This is a genomic window from Pseudomonas rossensis, from assembly GCF_039888995.1.
Taxonomy (GTDB): Bacteria; Pseudomonadota; Gammaproteobacteria; order Pseudomonadales; family Pseudomonadaceae; genus Aquipseudomonas; species Aquipseudomonas rossensis.
Genome location: NZ_JBBWCB010000051.1, coordinates 22,819 through 41,172 on the forward strand (window position 1 = coordinate 22,819; position 18,354 = coordinate 41,172).

Genomic DNA, 18,354 nt, shown 5'->3' on the forward strand with positions numbered 1-18,354 from the left:
ACGTCGATTGTAATTAAGATGGCGCAATGTTTCTTCCAGCCAAGGTGCCAACCGTGAGCGTGAACAACCCTCTTTTGCAGTCCTACGACCTGCCGCCGTTCTCGGCGATCCGTGCCGAACACGTGCAACCGGCCATTGACCAGATCCTGGCTGACAACCGCACCGCCATTATCGAAATCCTCAAAACCCAGGGCAAACAACCGACCTGGGCCGGCCTGGTGCTGGCGATGGACGAGCTGAATGATCGACTGGGCGCCGCCTGGAGCCCGGTCAGCCACCTCAATGCCGTGTGCAACAGCGCCGAACTGCGTGAAGCCTACGAGTCCTGCCTGCCGGCGTTGAGCGCCTACTCCACCGAATTGGGCCAGAACCGCGAGTTGTTCGAGGCGTTCGAAGCGCTGGCTAACAGCCCCGAAGCTGCCGGTTTCGAGGTGGCGCAGAAAACTATCCTGGAACACTCCCTGCGTGACTTCCGTCTGTCGGGTATCGACCTGCCGGAAGCCGAACAGAAGCGTTACGCCGAAGTGCAGAGCAAATTGTCGGAGCTGGGCAGCCGCTTCTCCAACCAGCTGCTCGACGCCACTCAGGCCTGGACCAAGCACGTCACTGATGAAGCCGCCCTCGCCGGCCTGACCGATTCGGCCAAGGCGCAAATGGCCGCGGCTGCACAGGCCAAAGGCCTGGACGGCGTCCTGATCACCCTGGAATTCCCGAGCTACTACGCGGTGATGACCTACGCCCAGGACCGCGCCCTGCGCGAAGAAGTCTACGCCGCCTACTGCACCCGTGCGTCGGACCAAGGCCCGAATGCCGGTCAGAATGATAATGGCCCGGTCATGGAAGAAATCCTCGACCTGCGTCAGGAACTGGCCAAGCTGCTCGGTTTCGCCAGCTTCTCGGAGCTGAGCCTGGCCACCAAAATGGCCGAATCGAGCGATCAAGTGCTGAGTTTCCTGCGCGATCTGGCCAAGCGCAGCAAGCCGTTCGCCACCCTGGATCTGGAACAGCTCAAGGCGTACGCCGCCGAACAAGGCTGCCCGGACCTGCAAAGCTGGGACAGCGGTTTTTACGGTGAAAAGCTTCGCGAGCAGCGCTACAGCGTGGCCCAGGAAGCCCTTCGCGCTTACTTCCCGATCGATAAAGTGCTGGGCGGTCTGTTCGCTATTGTCCAGCGTCTGTACGGCATTGAAATCGCCGAGCAGAAAGGCTTCGACACTTGGCACCCGGATGTTCGCCTGTTTGAAATCAAGGAAAACGGCCAGCACGTCGGCCGCTTCTTCTTCGACCTCTACGCCCGCGCCAACAAGCGTGGCGGTGCCTGGATGGACGGCGCCCGTGACCGTCGCCGCACGATCAGCGGCGTATTGCAAAGTCCGGTGGCGAACCTGGTGTGCAACTTCACCCCGGCCGACAGCGGCAAACCAGCGCTGCTGACCCACGATGAAGTGACCACCCTGTTCCACGAATTCGGTCACGGCCTGCATCACCTGTTGACCCGCGTTGAACACGCCGGCGTATCCGGCATCAACGGCGTGGCCTGGGATGCGGTGGAGCTGCCAAGCCAGTTCATGGAAAACTGGTGCTGGGAGCCGGAAGGTCTGGCGCTGATTTCCGGCCACTACGAAACCGGCGAACCGCTGCCTCAGGACCTGCTGGAGAAAATGCTCGCCGCGAAGAACTTCCAGTCCGGTCTGATGATGGTCCGTCAGCTGGAGTTCTCGCTATTCGACTTCGACCTGCACGCCACCCACGGTGACGGCCGTAGCGTGGCGCAGGTACTTGAAGGTGTGCGCGACGAGGTGTCGGTCATGCGTCCACCGGCCTACAACCGTTTCCCGAACAGCTTTGCGCACATCTTCGCCGGCGGTTATGCGGCGGGCTACTACAGCTACAAATGGGCTGAAGTGCTGTCGGCAGATGCCTTCTCGAAATTCGAAGAAGAAGGCGTGCTCAACGCCGAGACAGGCCGCGCCTTCCGCGAAGCGATCCTGGCGCGCGGTGGCTCCCAGGAACCGATGGTGCTGTTCGTCGACTTCCGCGGACGCCCGCCGTCGATTGACGCACTCTTGCGCCACAGCGGCCTGAGTGAGGTCGCTGCAGCATGAGTGAGGGGCCTGTGATTACCAAAAAACGCTTTATCGCCGGGGCGGTCTGCCCGGCCTGCAGCGAGCCGGACAAGTTGATGATGTGGAACGAAGACGAAGTCCCGCATCGTGAGTGCGTGGCCTGCGGATATTCCGACACGCTGAATGAACAAGGCCTGTCCGTGCCCAAGGAATTGGGCACGCGAGTCAACACTTCAGCGCTGAAAGTACCGGACGCCAAGGTTCAGGCCGTGCAGTTTTTCCCGAACCCGAAGCTGAAGAAAAAGCCTGACGAGCAACACTGAGTCACCGCCACCACCACACCTTGCGGTGTGGGGGTGGTAACTATCTACCACCTTTCCCCTGCGCTTCCTTTATAGGCTGACCACATTCAGCCTCTGCTCAAGGAAGACGCCATGCCCGATACCAATCCGCTTTTACAGGCCTGGGACCTGCCGCCCTGGTCGGAGGTCCGCACCGAACACCTCGTGCCGGCAATCACAGCCATCATTACCGACAACCGGCAGGTCATTGCCGAAACCATCACCAGCCAATCCGTATTCCCCAATTGGGATGACCTGGTTCTGGCCATCGATGAAATCGATGCGCGCCTGGGCGAGGCTTTGGGCATCATCCAGATCCTGTCGATGGCGAAACACAACGATACCGCCTGGAACACGGCAGCTGCTGTATGCAGCGACGCCGGGGCGCAGTACCGATCCGAAAGAATGAACAATCGTCCGTTGTTTGATGCATACCAGCGGTTGGCGAACAGTTCGATCGCCCTCAACTTCGACGAACCGCGCAAGGCTGCGCTGGCCAAGATTCTGCGCAAATTTCAATTGTCGGGAATCGACTTGCCCCTGACGCAACGGGAAAAGCTGGCCCGATTGAACCTCGACATTGATCGGCTCGAAGAGCTGTTTCTCATCCATCTGAAAAGCGCCAACGCTGCATGGACCAAGCACGTCGATGACGTTGCGGTACTGGAAGGTTTATACCCCACCGTAAAAAATCGTCTGAGACACCTGGCCAAAGAAGCAGGACATGAAGGCTGGCTGATTCCCCTGGATGAAAACACCTACCAGCAAATCATGAGGTACGCCGAAAATCGGGCATTGCGAGAAGAATATTTCGTGGCGTACTCCACGCGCGCGTCCGATCAAGGCCCGCATGCCGACGAGTTCGATAATGATCCTGTACTGACGTTGCTGCTTTCGCTGCGCCACCAGAAAGCCAAACTGCTAGGTTTCGATAATTTCGCGCAACTGCGTCTGGCCACCGCAGCGGCCGAGTCCACCGATCAAGTTCGTAGTTTCCTGCGTCGGCAAGTGACATTGAACACACCGCCCCTTGCACGGGATTCAAAGGAGCTACAAGAGTTTGCGCTCGAACGGGGCATCTCTGAAGTACACGCCTGGGACCACGAATTTCTCGCTGAACAACTGCGCCACCATCGTTTCCCTGAAGCCCTGAAGAATCTGCGCGACTATTTCCCTCTGGACGGCACCTTGCGACGACTCTGCCTGTTCTGCGAACGGCTGTTCGGGATCCGGATCCTTGAGCAGGCTGAATTCAGTCGCTGGCATAACGACGTGCGCCTGTTTGAGATCAGCGAGCATGGTCAGACCATCGGGCATATTTATCTTGACCCGTTCCACCGCAAAGAAGCTCCGGATTACGCCTGGACCGGCACGCTGCGAAACCGACGAAGAAACGCCGAAGGCCGCGTAGCGCTACCGATTGCCGATCTTCACTGCAACTTCACGCCTGGGGTCGACGGCCATCCGTGCCTGCTTGAGCACAAGGATCTGCGGACGCTTTTTCATGAATTCGGTCACTGTCTGCAACACGTGCTGACGAGTTCGCCGCATCACAACCTTTCCGGCATTTCCCAACTGGGGCGCGATACGGTGGAGTTCGCAGGGCAAGTATTCGAGCAGTGGTGCCTGTCACGGGAGTTTCTATTATGGCTGGGTGCCCACCACCAAAGCGGTGAACGCTTGACCGAGGCGCGGGTAGACGCGGCACTGGCAGCCCTCGAAACCCAGACCAGCCGACAAGCCGCACTCTTGCTGACGGGTGCAATGTTCGATTTCGAAGTGCACCACAGCCAAGGCGATGGTCGTAGCACCCAGCAAGTATTCGAAGACGTTCAGCGGGAGGTTCCCCACGTGCAACTGCCGTCTTATTGTCGGTTCGCAAACAGCTTTGACTACATGGTGACCGGTTACGCAGCCTCCGTTTACGCCTACACGTGGTCAGGCGTACTGGCCATCGAAGCCTTCAAGCGATTCCGTCAGGATTGGGTCTTCAATGCGCAAACAGGGCGAGCCTTTCGCGAGGCGTTTTTTTCTCCGGGCGATTCGCGCTCCTTGCTGACCGCCCTGGAAGCGTTTCTTGAACGGCCGATCGCCGAAGATCTGTTCGCGCTTTCGTCAGAGGCCGTTACCCGCTGAGGCAACGGTTTACTCGACGTGGGCCGATTTGAACCAGCTCTTCATCGAACAACTGGCGAACGGACTCGTGCTGCAATCGCCGTTGGCCAACGCGGTGCGGAGCTTGTCGACATCGACCTGCATCATGTAACGGACGCCGTCCTTGAAATGAGTGCTGTCACCAAAGCCGCCCTGGGTCATTTCGTTCAGGGCGTCTTCCTTGCTCCAGCCCTGCACCACGACCCGGTACATGGCCGCCATCAGGCCCGTGCGGTCCGAACCATGTTTACAGTGCATCAGCACCGGTCCCTTGGCTTCGGCAGTCTGGATCGCGCGAAGGGCTTTGAGTACATCCGCATCATCCACATGGTTGGTGCGATAGGGCAGCTGTACCTGTGCGATACCTGGCGTCGACAACCAGCTTGAATCCGACTCGGGCAGGAACGTGATTACCGTCCCGACCTTGAGTTTTTCCAGTAACGGCACGGAGCCTCTGTCGGGCAATGCACTGCGATAGAGCGTCGGGGACATTTTGAAAAGGTTGTATTGCACCTCGACCGATTGAGCCCACTCCGCAGGTCGGGGCAACGCACTGTCGTCGGCAAGGGCCAGCGGCAGGTTCAAAAGTGCGGCCAGCGACAGGTAAATCGCTAAGACAAAACGCAGTAGAGACATGCTGGGAGTGACCGTTCAGGAAGAATCGGGAAGATGACGCCCAGCTTCAACCCCGAGCGGTCAAAGGCCTGTGACCCCTCTGTCAAAGAATCGTGAATCAGCCGATCGCTTTCGTCGCAAAACCGAGGTTTTTTAGCTGAATCGGTTCATCTTTATGCTTAGCCTGCTACCATTTGTTACTCCATATTACCGATGCGCCCTATTGCTCTTCGCTTGTTGGCGATCTGCATCGGTGCCAAAACGAAAAGTCGTCCTGCGAGACGGCTGAAAAACCGCTACTGCCTGATGAGGTGCCCTCCTATGTCCGATCAAGATCGAGACAACTCGCGGCGTGAGTTTTTGCGCAAATCCCTGACCTTGATCCCGGTGGTCACCGTTGCCAGCACCGGTCTGGGCAGCACGGTCCTGATGGCCGCGCCCGAAGCAGCCCCGGCCAGTTCCGGCAAAGCGCCGGTCAGCACCAGCACATATGAACCAAGCTACTTCACCGCCGAAGAATGGACGTTCATCCAGGCGGCTGTCGCCCAGCTGATTCCAAGCGATACCCAAGGGCCAGGCGCCCTGGAAGCCGGTGTGCCCGAATACATCGACCGCCAGATGAACACGCCTTACGCGGCCGGCGCGCTGTGGTTCATGCAGGGACCGTTCAACGCAGACGCCGCTCCAGAAATGGGCTGGCAGAGCAAGTTGGTGCCCAAAGAGATTTATCGCCTGGGCATCGCCGCTACGGATGCTTGGTCGAAAACGTTCAACGGTAAAGTATTTGCTGAGCAAGACAGCGCTACCCGAGACGATTTGCTCAAACAACTCGAGGCCGGAAAACCTCAGTTCGACAGTGTTCCAGCGAAGATTTTCTTCAACTTGCTGCTGCAAAACACCAAAGAAGGGTTCTTCTGCGACCCGATTCATGGTGGCAATAAAGGCATGGTCGGCTGGACCATGATCGGCTTCCCCGGCGCCCGCGCCGATTTCATGGATTGGGTGGAACGCAACGAACAATACCCCTTCCCGGCAGTTTCGATTCGCGGCGAGAGGGCGTAAGCATGGCAACGGTAATGAAGAAGGTCGACGCAGTGATCGTCGGTTTTGGCTGGACGGGCGCAATCATGGCCAAGGAGCTGACAGAAGCCGGCCTGAATGTGCTGGCGCTGGAGCGCGGGCCGATGCAGGACACTTACCCCGATGGCAACTATCCACAGGTCATCGACGAACTCACCTACAGCGTGCGTAAAAAACTCTTCCAGGACATTTCCAAAGAGACCGTGACCATTCGCCATAGCGTGAATGACATCGCGTTGCCGAACCGCCAACTGGGCGCTTTCCTGCCCGGCAATGGTGTCGGCGGCGCCGGTTTGCACTGGTCCGGCGTGCACTTTCGGGTCGACCCGATCGAGTTGCGCATGCGCAGCCACTACGAAGAACGCTACGGCAAAAGCTTCATCCCCAAGGACATGACCATCCAGGACTTCGGCGTCAGCTATGAAGAGCTGGAACCGTTTTTCGATTACGCCGAGAAGGTCTTTGGCACGTCGGGTCAGGCCTGGACGGTGAACGGTCAGTTGGTCGGCGAAGGCAAGGGCGGCAACCCGTACGCGCCGGATCGTTCAAATCATTTCCCGCTGGAATCGCAGAAGAACACTGTTTCCGCACAGCTGTTTCAGAAAGCGGCCACCGCAGTGGGTTACAAACCCTACAACCTGCCCTCTGCCAATACGTCAGGCCCCTACACCAACCCCTACGGCGCACAGATGGGCCCGTGCAACTTCTGCGGTTTTTGCAGCGGCTATGTCTGCTACATGTATTCCAAGGCATCGCCGAACGTAAACATTCTGCCGGCGCTCAAACCGCTGCCCAATTTCGAGCTGCGGCCCAACTCCCACGTATTGCGGGTCAATCTCGACAGCACCAAGAGCAAGGCGACAGGCGTCACCTACATCGATGGCCAGGGCCGGGAGATCGAGCAGCCCGCAGACCTGGTGATCCTCGGTGCCTTCCAGTTCCACAATGTGCGGCTGATGTTGCTTTCGGGTATCGGCAAGCCGTACGACCCGATCAGCGGCGAAGGCGTTGTCGGCAAGAACTTCGCTTACCAGAACATGGCCACCATCAAGGCCTACTTCGACAAAGACACCCACACCAATAACTTTATGGGTGCCGGCGGTAACGGCGTGGCGGTGGACGACTTCAACGCCGACAACTTCGATCACGGCCCCCATGGTTTCGTCGGCGGCTCGCCGATGTGGGTCAACCAGGCAGGCAGCCGACCGATCGCAGGCACATCCAACCCGCCAGGCACCCCGGCCTGGGGCAGTGCCTGGAAACGTGCCACCGCCGATTACTACACCCATCAAGTGTCGATGGATGCCCACGGCGCGCATCAATCCTACCGCGGCAACTACCTCGATCTGGACCCGGTATACCGCGATGCCTACGGCTTGCCGCTGTTGCGGATGACCTTTGACTGGCAGGAAAACGACATCAAGATGAACCGCTTCATGGTCGAGAAAATGGGCAAGATCGCCGAAGCGATGAGCCCCAAGGCCATCGCCGTACTGGGCAAGAAGGTTGGCGATCACTTCAACACTGCGTCTTACCAGACCACCCACCTTAACGGTGGCGCGATCATGGGCACCCATCCGAAAACCAGCGCCCTGAACCGTTACTTGCAGAGCTGGGACGTACACAACGTTTTCGTCCCCGGAGCGTCAGCTTTCCCACAAGGTCTGGGCTACAACCCTACCGGCCTGGTGGCAGCTTTGACCTACTGGTCGGCCCGGGCGATCCGCGAGCAGTACCTGAAAAACCCCGGCCCGCTGGTGCAGGCTTAAGGAGCGATGACCATGAAAGCACTTGTTATCGCGACCCTGGCGCTGCTCGGTTGTGGCTCGATCAACGCCGCAGAAATCGATCAAAACCTGATCAAACAAGGCGAGTACCTTGCCCGTGCCGGCGACTGCGTGGCTTGCCACACCGCCAAGGATGGCAAGCCGTTCGCCGGTGGTTTGCCGATGGAAACGCCGATCGGCACGATCTACTCCACCAATATCACTCCGGATAAAACCGGGCTGGGCGACTACAGCTTCGAAGAATTCGACAAAGCCGTGCGCCATGGTGTCGCCAAAAACGGTAGTACGTTGTACCCGGCCATGCCGTATCCGTCCTACGCCAGCGTCAACGAAACCGACATGAACGCCTTGTACGCCTACTTCATGCACGGCGTGGCGCCTGTCGCTCAGGAGAACAAGGCCAGCGACATTCCCTGGCCTTTGAGCATGCGCTGGCCGCTTTCGGGCTGGCGCTGGATGTTTGCCCCGGCTGTGGCGGACTACAAAGCGGCACCCGGCGAAGATGCCGTGGTCAGTCGTGGGGCTTATCTGGTGGAAGGCCTCGGACATTGCGGCGCGTGCCATACGCCGCGTGCCCTGACCATGCAGGAAAAAGCCCTGAATGCAGGCGAAGGCAGCGTATTTCTGTCAGGCAGTGCGCCATTGGAAGGCTGGATCGCGAAAAGTCTGCGGGGCGATCACAAGGACGGCCTCGGTAGCTGGAGCGAAGAACAACTGGTGCAGTTCCTCAAGACCGGTCGCAGTGATCGCAGCGCAGTGTTTGGTGGCATGAGTGATGTGGTGACGCACAGTATGCAATACATGACCGACAACGATCTGACCGCGATTGCCCGTTACCTCAAGTCCTTGCCGGCGAATGATCCCGCCGACCAGCCGCACCAGTACGACAATCAGGTCGCACAGGCGCTGTGGAACGGGGACGACAGCACGCCCGGCGCTTCGGTGTACATCGACAACTGCGCGGCCTGTCACCGTACCGATGGCCATGGCTACACCAAAGTGTTCCCGGCGCTGGCAGGCAACCCGGTGTTGCAGTCGGAGGATCCGACGTCGCTGATTCACATCGTGCTCAAGGGCGGTACGCTGCCGGCGACCCACATGGCGCCTTCGACCTTCACGATGCCGGGGTTCGCCTGGCGCCTGTCGGATCAGGAAGTGGCGGATGTGGTCAGTTTTATCCGCAGCAGCTGGGGCAACGGCGGCTCGCCGGTCAAGGCGAGCGAAGTAGCAGACCTGCGCACGAATGATATGAAGACCACGTCGGCAGACGATCTAGGGCAAGTCACCCAGAAAAACTGACTGCCCAGCGGCACTAGCCAGATGAATAACGCCCCTATACTGTATATAAAAACAGTACAGAGGCGTTTTCATGTCCACCCCTCTTCCCCCGCGCGGCCGCGGTACCGCGACCAACCCGCACAACCGCTTCGCGCCGAATCGCTCGGTGGCCGAGGATGACGGCTGGTATCAGGAAGCGCCGATCACCCAGGGCACCGAGGTGCGCATCGAAACGGCGAAAACCATCATCACTCGCAACAACTCGCCGGACTTGCCCTTCGATCGTTCGATCAATCCCTATCGCGGCTGCGAGCACGGCTGCATCTATTGCTACGCGCGGCCCAGCCACGCTTATTGGGACATGTCGCCAGGGCTGGATTTCGAAACCAAACTGATCGCCAAGACCAACGCCGCCGATGTGCTGGAAGAACAACTGTCCAAGCGCGGCTATCAATGTGCGCCGATCAATCTGGGCTCCAATACGGACCCTTATCAACCGATTGAACGCGAACACAAAATCACCCGCAAAACCCTCGAAGTGCTGCTGCGCTATCGCCATCCCGTGACCATCATTACCAAGGGCTCGCTGATTCTTCGGGATCTGGACCTGCTGGCCGAACTCGCCGAGCAAAGGCTGGTGGCGGTGATGATCAGCCTCACCACCCTGGACGATGAGCTCAAACGCATCCTCGAACCGCGCGCCGCGGCACCCAAGGCTCGGTTGCGGGCGATCCGCGTGATGCGTGAAGCGGGAATTCCGGTGGGCGTTCTGTGCTCGCCGATGATTCCGATGATCAACGACAGCGAACTCGAAAGCCTGCTCACCGAAGCTCATGCCGCGGGGGCGCAAAGTGCGGCCTACATGATGCTGCGCCTGCCGCTGGAAGTTGCGCCGCTGTTCGAAGAATGGCTGGCGGCCCACTATCCTCAGCGTGCCGCTCATGTGTTGAGCCTGATTCGTCAGAGCCGTGGTGGCGAGCTCTACGACAGTCGCTTCGGTGCCAGGATGCGTGGCGAAGGGCCGTTTGCCGATCTGCTGGCGCAACGCTTTGCCAAAACCATCAAACGCCTGGGGCTCAATCGTCGGGAAGGTTTCAATCTGGACTGCGAAGCCTTCTGTCCGCCGGGTCGCCAGATGTCGTTGATTTGAGGACAATTGGTCTATGGTTGAGTAGGGTGAAATGCACTTTGCCACTACGTCAGTCACGTTTTTTGTGACATGGAACACGCGTTCTAGAGCGTTTTATTCAGTTTGAGTTAAGTTTCGACCGCTACCTTGTTCATCGAGTGACTGACAGGTCTAGATTCTCAACCTGGATGTTTTTTAAACAGCCACTGGCTTCACACCGGAAAAAACGGGAAAATTCCCTGACTCCGCCAAAGAGGATGAATCATGAGTGACAAGGATAAACAGCCGTTGGCTGCGTCGGCTTCAGCCCAACCGGAGGCGGAAACCGCCGATGCAGCGCTGCAGCATATCGTTGACGGCTTTTTGCATTTTCATCACGAGGTTTTTCCACAGCAGGAAGAACTCTTCAAAAAACTTGCCACGGCCCAGAGCCCCAGAGCGATGTTCATCGCCTGCGCCGATTCGCGCATCGTTCCTGAGCTGATCACCCAAAGCGCCCCCGGCGACCTGTTCGTCACCCGTAACGTGGGCAACGTTGTGCCGCCTTATGGGCAAATGAACGGCGGTGTTTCCACGGCAATCGAATACGCGGTACTGGCCCTCGGCGTGCAACACATCATCATCTGCGGGCACTCTGACTGTGGCGCGATGCGCGCAGTGCTCAACCCGCAAAGCCTGGAAAAAATGCCGACGGTCAAAGCCTGGCTGCGTCATGCGGAAGTGGCAAAAACCATGGTCCAGGACAACTGCCATTGCGCTGACGAAAACGAAAGCATGCACGTCCTCACCGAGGAGAATGTGATCGCCCAGCTGCAACATTTGCGCACGCACCCGTCGGTAGCCTCGCGCATGGCCAATGGGCAGCTGTTTATCCATGGTTGGATCTACAACATCGAAACCAGCGAAATCAGAGCCTACGATGCGGACAAGGGCTGTTTCCTGCCGCTCGATGGCAGCCATCCGATTCCGGTGGCGACGCCCAAAGCGCGCTTCTAAATCTTCCTAAATTATTGTGTGGTTTAGCCAAGGCTGCTGATCAAGCAGCCTGGCTTCGCCACGCCTGAAGAAAACTTCGGGAGAGTCACCATGCGTGCTGCTCAACTTAAAGCTGTTCTGCCACGGGAGCTGCTGGCGTCCGTGGTTGTGTTTCTCGTCGCCCTGCCCTTGTGCATGGGCATCGCCATCGCCTCGGGGCTGCCGCCGTCCAAAGGCTTGATCACCGGGATCATCGGTGGCCTGGTGGTGGGCTGGATTGCCGGTTCGCCACTGCAAGTCAGCGGCCCGGCGGCCGGTTTGGCGGTTCTGGTGTTCGAACTGGTACGCCAGCACGGCGTCGACATGCTCGGGCCAATCCTGCTGCTGGCCGGTTTTCTGCAACTGGTGGCAGGGCGTTTAAAGCTGGGCTGCTGGTTTCGGGTGACGGCGCCGGCCGTGGTCTACGGAATGCTCGCCGGGATTGGCGTGCTGATCGTGTTGTCACAGGTGCATGTGATGCTCGACTCCGTGCCCAAGCCCTCGGGGCTGGATAATCTGGCAGCCTTCCCGGCTGCCGTCGTGCAGGCCTTGCCCTCCTTCGGTTGGCAAGCCGGGTTGCTCGGGCTGTCGACGATTGCGGTGATGTGGTTGTGGGAGAAATTACGCCCCCATTCCCTGCGCTTCATTCCCGGCGCACTGCTTGGGGTAGGCCTGGCGACCGTCGCCAGCCTGGTGCTCGCGTTGCAGGTCAAACGAGTAGAAGTCCCGGCCAACCTGGCGGAAGCCATCGACTGGCTGAAACCCGCCGACTTGCTCAATCTGGCTGACCCGACCTTGCTGATCGCCGCATTTGCCGTGGCGTTTATCGCCAGCGCCGAAACCCTGCTCTCGGCCGCCGCGGTGGACCGTATGCACAGCGGCCAGCGCTCCGACTTCGACCGGGAATTGTCGGCTCAAGGCGTAGGCAACATGCTTTGCGGTTTACTCGGCGCGCTACCGATGACCGGCGTGATCGTGCGCAGTTCGGCCAACGTCCAGGCCGGCGCCACCACGCGACTGTCGGCGATCTTCCATGGCCTGTGGTTATTGGCTTTCGTGTTGCTGCTGTCCAGCGTGCTGCAAAGCATTCCGGTGGCGAGCCTGGCGGGCGTTCTGGTTTACACCGGTTTCAAACTGGTCGACCTCAAGGCCTTTCGCGGTCTGGGCCGTTATGGGCGGATGCCGATGTTCACCTACGCGGCAACAGCCCTGGCGATCATCTTCACCGACCTGCTGACCGGCGTGCTGATCGGCTTCGGCCTGACCCTGGCCAAACTGGCCTGGAAGGCTTCGCGACTGAAGATAAGCCTGATCGATCTGCCCAAGGACGGCGAAATGGAGCTGCGATTGATAGGTGCAGCGACCTTCCTCAAAGTGCCGGCGCTGACCCAAGTGCTGGGGACCATTCCGGCAGGCGCGACGGTGCATGTGCCGCTCAATAACCTGAGCTATATCGATCACTCGTGTCTGGAGTTGCTGGAGGAATGGGGTCGGGCCAATGCGGCCAAGGGATCAAAACTGTTGATTGAAGCGCGGGGGTTGAAGCGCAGGTTGGAAGGGCGATTGCGAACCACGACGGGCGTCGGTTCCGCAGCCGCTTAAAAAAGATCGCAGCCAATAGGCTGCGATTTTTTTATGGGCAACGTATCAAGCGGCTGGCTGATCCAGCTCCAGGCCTACACCCAGTTGGCGCGACAGGCACGGCCAGCGTTTCCACGCAGCGCCGGTGTCCGGGCTGTTGAGCTTCTCGCGGTAGACCTCGACGGACTCCAGCGCGAAACTGTCTTCATTGAGCATCTCGTCCACGGCGTGATGCACCGCCTCATCCAGTTGATTGGCGAACTCCTCGCCGATCAGTTGGTGGGCAATCAGGTTGGCAACAGTCATGTCCAAGGGGATCAGTGGCTGGCCAAAATGCTTGATGTACAGGTCATTGACCTCTTCGACCAGGCGGTGCGCCAGATAGGCTTCGTCCAGCAGGCTGTCCAGACCGACGTGGCCGGCCATGATCGCCGGCGGCTGAAGGAAGAACTGCTCGGCGATTTTCAGCACCGGTTTGATCTGTGATTCGATACCCGCTTCCCTGGCGACTTCATTGGCTGCGTCCAGCAGGTCCGGCACTTGCTCTATATACGCGGCCACAAAACGCGTCATCACGCCGTTGGCGTCGACATCCGGCAATTGGATGGCGGAGTGAAGGTGTGGCAGTTGGGATTCCAGCTGACGAGTCAGCAGGCCGGTTTCGGCTTCGTGTTGTTGGGCTTTTTGGATCTGCTCGCGCAATGCGGCGGTGTTCATGAAAACTCCAGGAAACAAAGGCAATGAAATAGGGAAGACATAACTTAGCTGGCATACGAAAAATGCTAAGACGCATTTGTCATAATTATTTCATCCTTGAGACATCAAAGTTATATCGGTTTGCCGCCACTCGTCTGCATCCTTCTCCATTCGTGCCCTGGAACGCAAGTCCCAGCTGTTTCAGGTGATTTACGCCATCACATTGCGAGGTGGCAGTCGCTGTCTATACTCGGGTGGGAATGGAGTTAGCTGATGACGCCCGACTGCACACGCAGCAAGGCTCGGCGATTCAAGTTCGTAGTCTGAAAGCCGCTCCCTTGCCGCAGGTGAAAGCCGGCGGGATAAAAAGAACGATAAGGGGAACCCGCAATGATGCGACATCCACACGTCTGGATGGGCCTCCTGTTGTGGTCGATTTTCAGTCCGGCACACGCCGAATGGGCTGTGAATATGGCGCCGGGAGCGACTGAAATCAGTCACGCAGTATTTGACCTGCACATGACCATTTTCTGGATCTGTGTAGTAATCGGCATCATCGTCTTCGGCGCCATGTTCTGGTCGATGATTCTCCACCGCCGCTCGACCGGGCAGGTGGCCGCAAAATTTCATGAAAGCACCACCGTTGAAATCCTCTGGACCATCGTGCCCTTCCTGATTCTGGTGGCCATGGCGGTCCCTGCGACCGCAACCCTGATCAAGATGTATGACGCCAGTGAGCCGGATATCGATATCCAGGTCACCGGCTATCAGTGGAAGTGGCACTACAAATACCTGGGCCAGGACGTTGAGTTCTTCAGCAACCTGACCACGCCCGCCGATCAGATCCACAACAAGGAAACCAAGGGCGAGCATTACCTGCTTGAGGTCGACAAGCCATTGGTGCTGCCGATCGGCGCCAAGGTGCGCTTCCTGGTGACTTCCGCCGACGTCATCCACTCCTGGTGGGTGCCGGCCTTTGCGGTCAAGCGCGATGCGATTCCGGGGTTCGTCAACGAAGCCTGGACCCGCGTCGACAAGCCTGGCATCTACCGCGGTCAATGCGCCGAATTGTGCGGCAAGGACCACGGCTTCATGCCAATCGTGGTCGAGGTCAAGGAAAAGGCCGATTACGAAAAATGGCTGGGCGAGCGCAAGGCTGAAGCCCTGCAGCTCAAAGAGCTGACCAGCAAGGAATGGACCCTCGACGAGCTTAAAGAGCGCGGCGACAAGGTTTATCACACCACCTGCGTGGCCTGTCACCAGGCCGAAGGTCAGGGCCTGCCGCCGATGTTCCCGGCGCTCAAGGGCTCGAAAATCGCTACCGGACCGATCAAGGATCACTTGGGCATTGTCTTCCACGGCAAGCCCGGCACCTCCATGGCGGCGTTCGGCAAGCAGCTCTCGGAAGTCGATATCGCAGCGGTCGTGACCTACGAACGTAACGCCTGGGGCAACAACAAGGGCGACATGGTCACCCCTAAAGAAGTGCTGGAGCTGAAACAGGCGGAAAGCAAATGACCCGGTCTATTGCGCACGTAAGGAACTCGTCGGGGCATCACGCCCCGGCCTGCCCAGCCCATCTGTTTGCAGGAGACAGGACATGACTGCTGTAGTCGATGACCATGTTCATACCGGCACCGCCCACGCCCACGCCCACGGTCCCGCCAAAGGCCTGATGCGCTGGGTGCTGACCACCAACCACAAAGACATCGGCACGCTGTACCTGTGGTTCGCGTTCTCCATGTTCTTGCTTGGCGGCTCGTTCGCGATGGTGATTCGCGCCGAGTTGTTCCAACCGGGACTGCAAATCGTCCAGCCGGAATTCTTCAACCAGATGACCACCATGCACGGCCTGGTGATGGTCTTCGGTGCGGTGATGCCGGCGTTTGTCGGCCTCGCCAACTGGATGATCCCGCTGATGATCGGCGCGCCGGACATGGCCCTGCCACGGATGAACAACTTCAGCTTTTGGCTATTGCCGGCGGCGTTCATCCTGCTGGTATCGACCCTGTTCACCCCCGGCGGTGGACCGAACTTCGGCTGGACCTTCTACGCCCCGCTGTCGACGACCTACGCGCCAGAAAGCGTGACCTTCTTCATCTTCGCCATCCACTTGATGGGGATCAGTTCGATCATGGGTGCGATCAACGTGATCGCCACCATCCTCAACCTGCGCGCCCCCGGCATGACGCTGATGAAAATGCCGCTGTTCGTCTGGACCTGGCTGATTACCGCGTTCCTGCTGATCGCGGTGATGCCGGTACTGGCCGGCTGCGTGACGATGATGTTGATGGACATCCACTTCGGCACCAGCTTCTTCAGTGCCGCCGGTGGCGGTGACCCGGTGTTGTTCCAGCACGTGTTCTGGTTCTTCGGTCACCCCGAGGTGTACATCATGATCCTGCCGGCCTTCGGTGCCGTCAGCTCGATCATTCCGGCCTTCTCACGCAAGCCGCTGTTCGGCTACACCTCGATGGTCTATGCGACGGCGAGTATCGCGTTCCTGTCGTTCATCGTCTGGGCGCACCACATGTTCGTGGTCGGCATTCCGTTGGTGGGCGAGTTGTTCTTCATGTACGCCACGCTGCTGATCGCGGTGCCGACCGGAGTGAAGGTGTTCAACTGGGCCAGCACCATGTGGCAAGGGTCGCTGACCTTCGAGACACCGATGCTGTTTGCCGTGGCGTTCGTGATCCTGTTTTCCATCGGCGGTTTCTCCGGGTTGATGCTGGCCATCGCCCCGGCGGACTTCCAGTACCAGGACACCTACTTTGTGGTCGCGCACTTCCACTATGTACTGGTACCGGGGGCGATCTTCGGGATCTTCGCCTCGGCCTACTACTGGCTGCCGAAATGGACCGGCCACATGTACGACGAAACCCTCGGCAAGCTGCACTTCTGGCTGTCGTTCATCGGCATGAACATGGCGTTCTTCCCGATGCACTTCGTGGGGCTGGCGGGCATGCCGCGGCGGATTCCCGACTACAACCTGCAATTCGCCGACTTCAACATGGTGTCGTCGATCGGTGCATTCATGTTTGGTGCCACGCAGATCTTCTTCCTGTTCATCGTGATCAAGACCATTCGCGGCGGCGCGCCAGCCCCGGCCAAACCGTGGGATGGGGCCGAAGGCCTGGAATGGAGCATCCCGTCACCGGCGCCGTATCACACCTTCACCACGCCGCCGGAAGTGAAATGAACAGCCTTGCCTTTGTGGGAGCGAGCTTGCTCGCGATGAAGGTGGCGCGGTGTGTCAGATACACCGCTATCGCGAGCAAGCTCGCTCCCACAGGGTTTTGTGTGGAGGGCTTGCACCATGGCTGATTCGATTTCGTTGAAGAAGCTGGTCACGCGCCTGCTGCTGGTGGTGGTGGCGATGTTTGTCTTCGGGTTTGCCCTGGTGCCGATCTACGACGTGATGTGCAAGGCGTTCGGCATCAACGGCAAGACCGGCGGGCAGTATGAGGGCGAACAAACGGTCGACACCTCGCGGCAGGTTCGCGTGCAGTTTCTGTCGACCAATGCCGCCAACATGTCCTGGGATTTTTATCCTAAAAGTGACGAACTGACCGCCAACCCGGGGGCGGTGAACGAGATGATCTTCATCGCCCATAACCCGACCGATCGCCCGATGAGCGCCCAGGCGGTTCCGAGCATCGCGCCGAGCAATGCAGCGGCCTACTTCCACAAGACCGAATGTTTCTGCTTTACCCAGCAAGTGCTGCAGCCCGGTCAACGGATCGAGATGCCGGTACGTTTCATCGTTGACCGTGACATGCCCAAGGATGTGAAGCACCTGACGCTTTCCTACACGCTGTTCGATATCACCGCACGTCATCCACCCGCGGCTGTTGCTGCAAACACCGGTGGCTAGGCGTTAAAGCGTGCCCGATAAGGAGAACAATAAATGGCAACTCATGAACATTATTACGTTCCGGCCCAGAGCAAATGGCCGATCATTGCCACGGTCGGTATGTTCGTCACCGTGCTCGGTCTGGCCACCTGGTTCAACGACCTGAAGGCGGCGCGGCCGGAGTCCCACGGCCCGCTGATCTTTTTCGTTGGTGGCCTGCTGCTGGCCTACATGCTGTTCGGCTGGTTCGGTACGGTGATCAAGGAAAGCCGCCAGGGGTTGTACAGCGCACAGATGGATCGCTCGTTCCGCTGGGGCATGAGCTGGTTCATCTTCTCGGAGGTGATGTTCTTCATCGCCTTCTTCGGTGCGCTGTTTTATGTGCGCAACATCACCGGCCCGACGCTGAGCGGTGAAGGCGCCAACGGCATTGCCCACATGCTCTGGCCGACGTTCGAGTTCACTTGGCCGCTGCTGAACAACCCTGACCCGAAACTCTTCCCGGCCCCCAAGGAAGTCATCAGCCCCTGGGGCCTGCCGTTGCTCAATACCGTGCTGCTGGTGAGTTCCAGCGTCACCGTGACCATCGCTCACCACGCCTTGAAAAAGGGCCATCGCGGCGCGCTGAAAATATGGCTGGCGCTCACCGTGTTACTGGGCTGCGCGTTCCTTGGTTTTCAGGCCGAAGAATACATACACGCCTACCACGAACTGGGCCTGACACTCGGTTCGGGCATCTACGGCGCGACCTTCGTCATGC

15 protein-coding genes are annotated in these 18,354 nt (G+C 59.0%); 13 read left to right on the top strand and 2 right to left on the bottom strand.

The features are described 5' to 3' along the window. The first annotated feature begins 26 nt into the window (after window positions 1-26). From prlC to WLY71_RS15585, 3 genes are all read left to right on the top strand, one after another. Complete coding sequence (prlC, locus tag WLY71_RS15575) at window positions 27-2,105, top strand: oligopeptidase A (RefSeq protein ID WP_347804239.1); 2,079 nt, start codon at window positions 27-29, stop codon at window positions 2,103-2,105. After that, window positions 2,102-2,389, top strand: coding sequence for a YheV family putative zinc ribbon protein (locus WLY71_RS15580; protein ID WP_008152496.1), 288 nt, complete (start codon window positions 2,102-2,104; stop codon window positions 2,387-2,389). Before prlC ends, WLY71_RS15580 begins: the two co-directional genes overlap by 4 nt. Window positions 2,390-2,500: 111 nt before the next feature. Further along, window positions 2,501-4,543: a M3 family metallopeptidase gene (locus tag WLY71_RS15585; protein ID WP_347804240.1), complete on the top strand. Its 2,043-nt coding sequence runs from the start codon at window positions 2,501-2,503 to the stop codon at window positions 4,541-4,543. Between the two features lie 9 nt (window positions 4,544-4,552). On the opposite strand, the gene WLY71_RS15590 is transcribed toward WLY71_RS15585, so the two are convergent. Continuing rightward, window positions 4,553-5,197, bottom strand: coding sequence for a phosphatase domain-containing protein (locus WLY71_RS15590; protein WP_347804241.1), 645 nt, complete (start codon window positions 5,195-5,197; stop codon window positions 4,553-4,555). Between the two features lie 300 nt (window positions 5,198-5,497). On the opposite strand from WLY71_RS15590, the gene WLY71_RS15595 reads away from it, so the two are divergent. From WLY71_RS15595 to WLY71_RS15620, 6 genes are all read left to right on the top strand, one after another. Then, entirely contained in the window at window positions 5,498-6,238 is a 741-nt protein-coding gene (locus WLY71_RS15595; protein WP_347804242.1) for a gluconate 2-dehydrogenase subunit 3 family protein, read from the top strand. Window positions 6,239-6,240: 2 nt separating this feature from the next. Beyond that, entirely contained in the window at window positions 6,241-8,025 is a 1,785-nt protein-coding gene (locus tag WLY71_RS15600; RefSeq protein ID WP_347804243.1) for a GMC family oxidoreductase, read from the top strand. 12 nt (window positions 8,026-8,037) lie between these two features. Next, complete coding sequence (locus tag WLY71_RS15605; protein WP_347804244.1) at window positions 8,038-9,342, top strand: c-type cytochrome; 1,305 nt, start codon at window positions 8,038-8,040, stop codon at window positions 9,340-9,342. A 70-nt stretch (window positions 9,343-9,412) separates the two neighbouring features. Further along, window positions 9,413-10,471: a PA0069 family radical SAM protein gene (locus WLY71_RS15610; RefSeq protein WP_008152485.1), complete on the top strand. Its 1,059-nt coding sequence runs from the start codon at window positions 9,413-9,415 to the stop codon at window positions 10,469-10,471. Between the two features lie 243 nt (window positions 10,472-10,714). After that, window positions 10,715-11,446, top strand: a complete 732-nt coding sequence (locus tag WLY71_RS15615) for a carbonic anhydrase (RefSeq protein ID WP_347804245.1) — start codon at window positions 10,715-10,717, stop codon at window positions 11,444-11,446. 90 nt (window positions 11,447-11,536) lie between these two features. After that, the gene (locus WLY71_RS15620; RefSeq protein ID WP_347804246.1) at window positions 11,537-13,066 is read left to right on the top strand and encodes a SulP family inorganic anion transporter; all 1,530 of its coding nucleotides are present in this window, start codon (window positions 11,537-11,539) and stop codon (window positions 13,064-13,066) included. A gap of 45 nt (window positions 13,067-13,111) precedes the next feature. Here WLY71_RS15620 and WLY71_RS15625 read toward each other — a convergent pair whose 3' ends face one another. Next, window positions 13,112-13,762, bottom strand: coding sequence for a hypothetical protein (locus WLY71_RS15625; RefSeq protein ID WP_347804247.1), 651 nt, complete (start codon window positions 13,760-13,762; stop codon window positions 13,112-13,114). 369 nt (window positions 13,763-14,131) lie between these two features. On the opposite strand from WLY71_RS15625, the gene coxB reads away from it, so the two are divergent. The 4 genes from coxB to WLY71_RS15645 form a co-directional block, all read left to right on the top strand. Then, a complete protein-coding gene (gene coxB / locus WLY71_RS15630; protein WP_347804248.1) occupies window positions 14,132-15,259 on the top strand; it encodes a cytochrome c oxidase subunit II in 1,128 nt (375 codons plus the stop codon). An 82-nt stretch (window positions 15,260-15,341) separates the two neighbouring features. Beyond that, window positions 15,342-16,940 (top strand): cytochrome c oxidase subunit I, encoded by a 1,599-nt coding sequence (gene ctaD, locus WLY71_RS15635; protein ID WP_347804249.1) that lies wholly within the window; start codon window positions 15,342-15,344, stop codon window positions 16,938-16,940. A 117-nt stretch (window positions 16,941-17,057) separates the two neighbouring features. Further along, window positions 17,058-17,615 (top strand): cytochrome c oxidase assembly protein, encoded by a 558-nt coding sequence (locus WLY71_RS15640; protein ID WP_347804250.1) that lies wholly within the window; start codon window positions 17,058-17,060, stop codon window positions 17,613-17,615. A 33-nt stretch (window positions 17,616-17,648) separates the two neighbouring features. Then, a partial coding sequence (locus tag WLY71_RS15645; protein ID WP_347804251.1) for a cytochrome c oxidase subunit 3 occupies window positions 17,649-18,354 on the top strand: 706 nt, incomplete at its 3' end.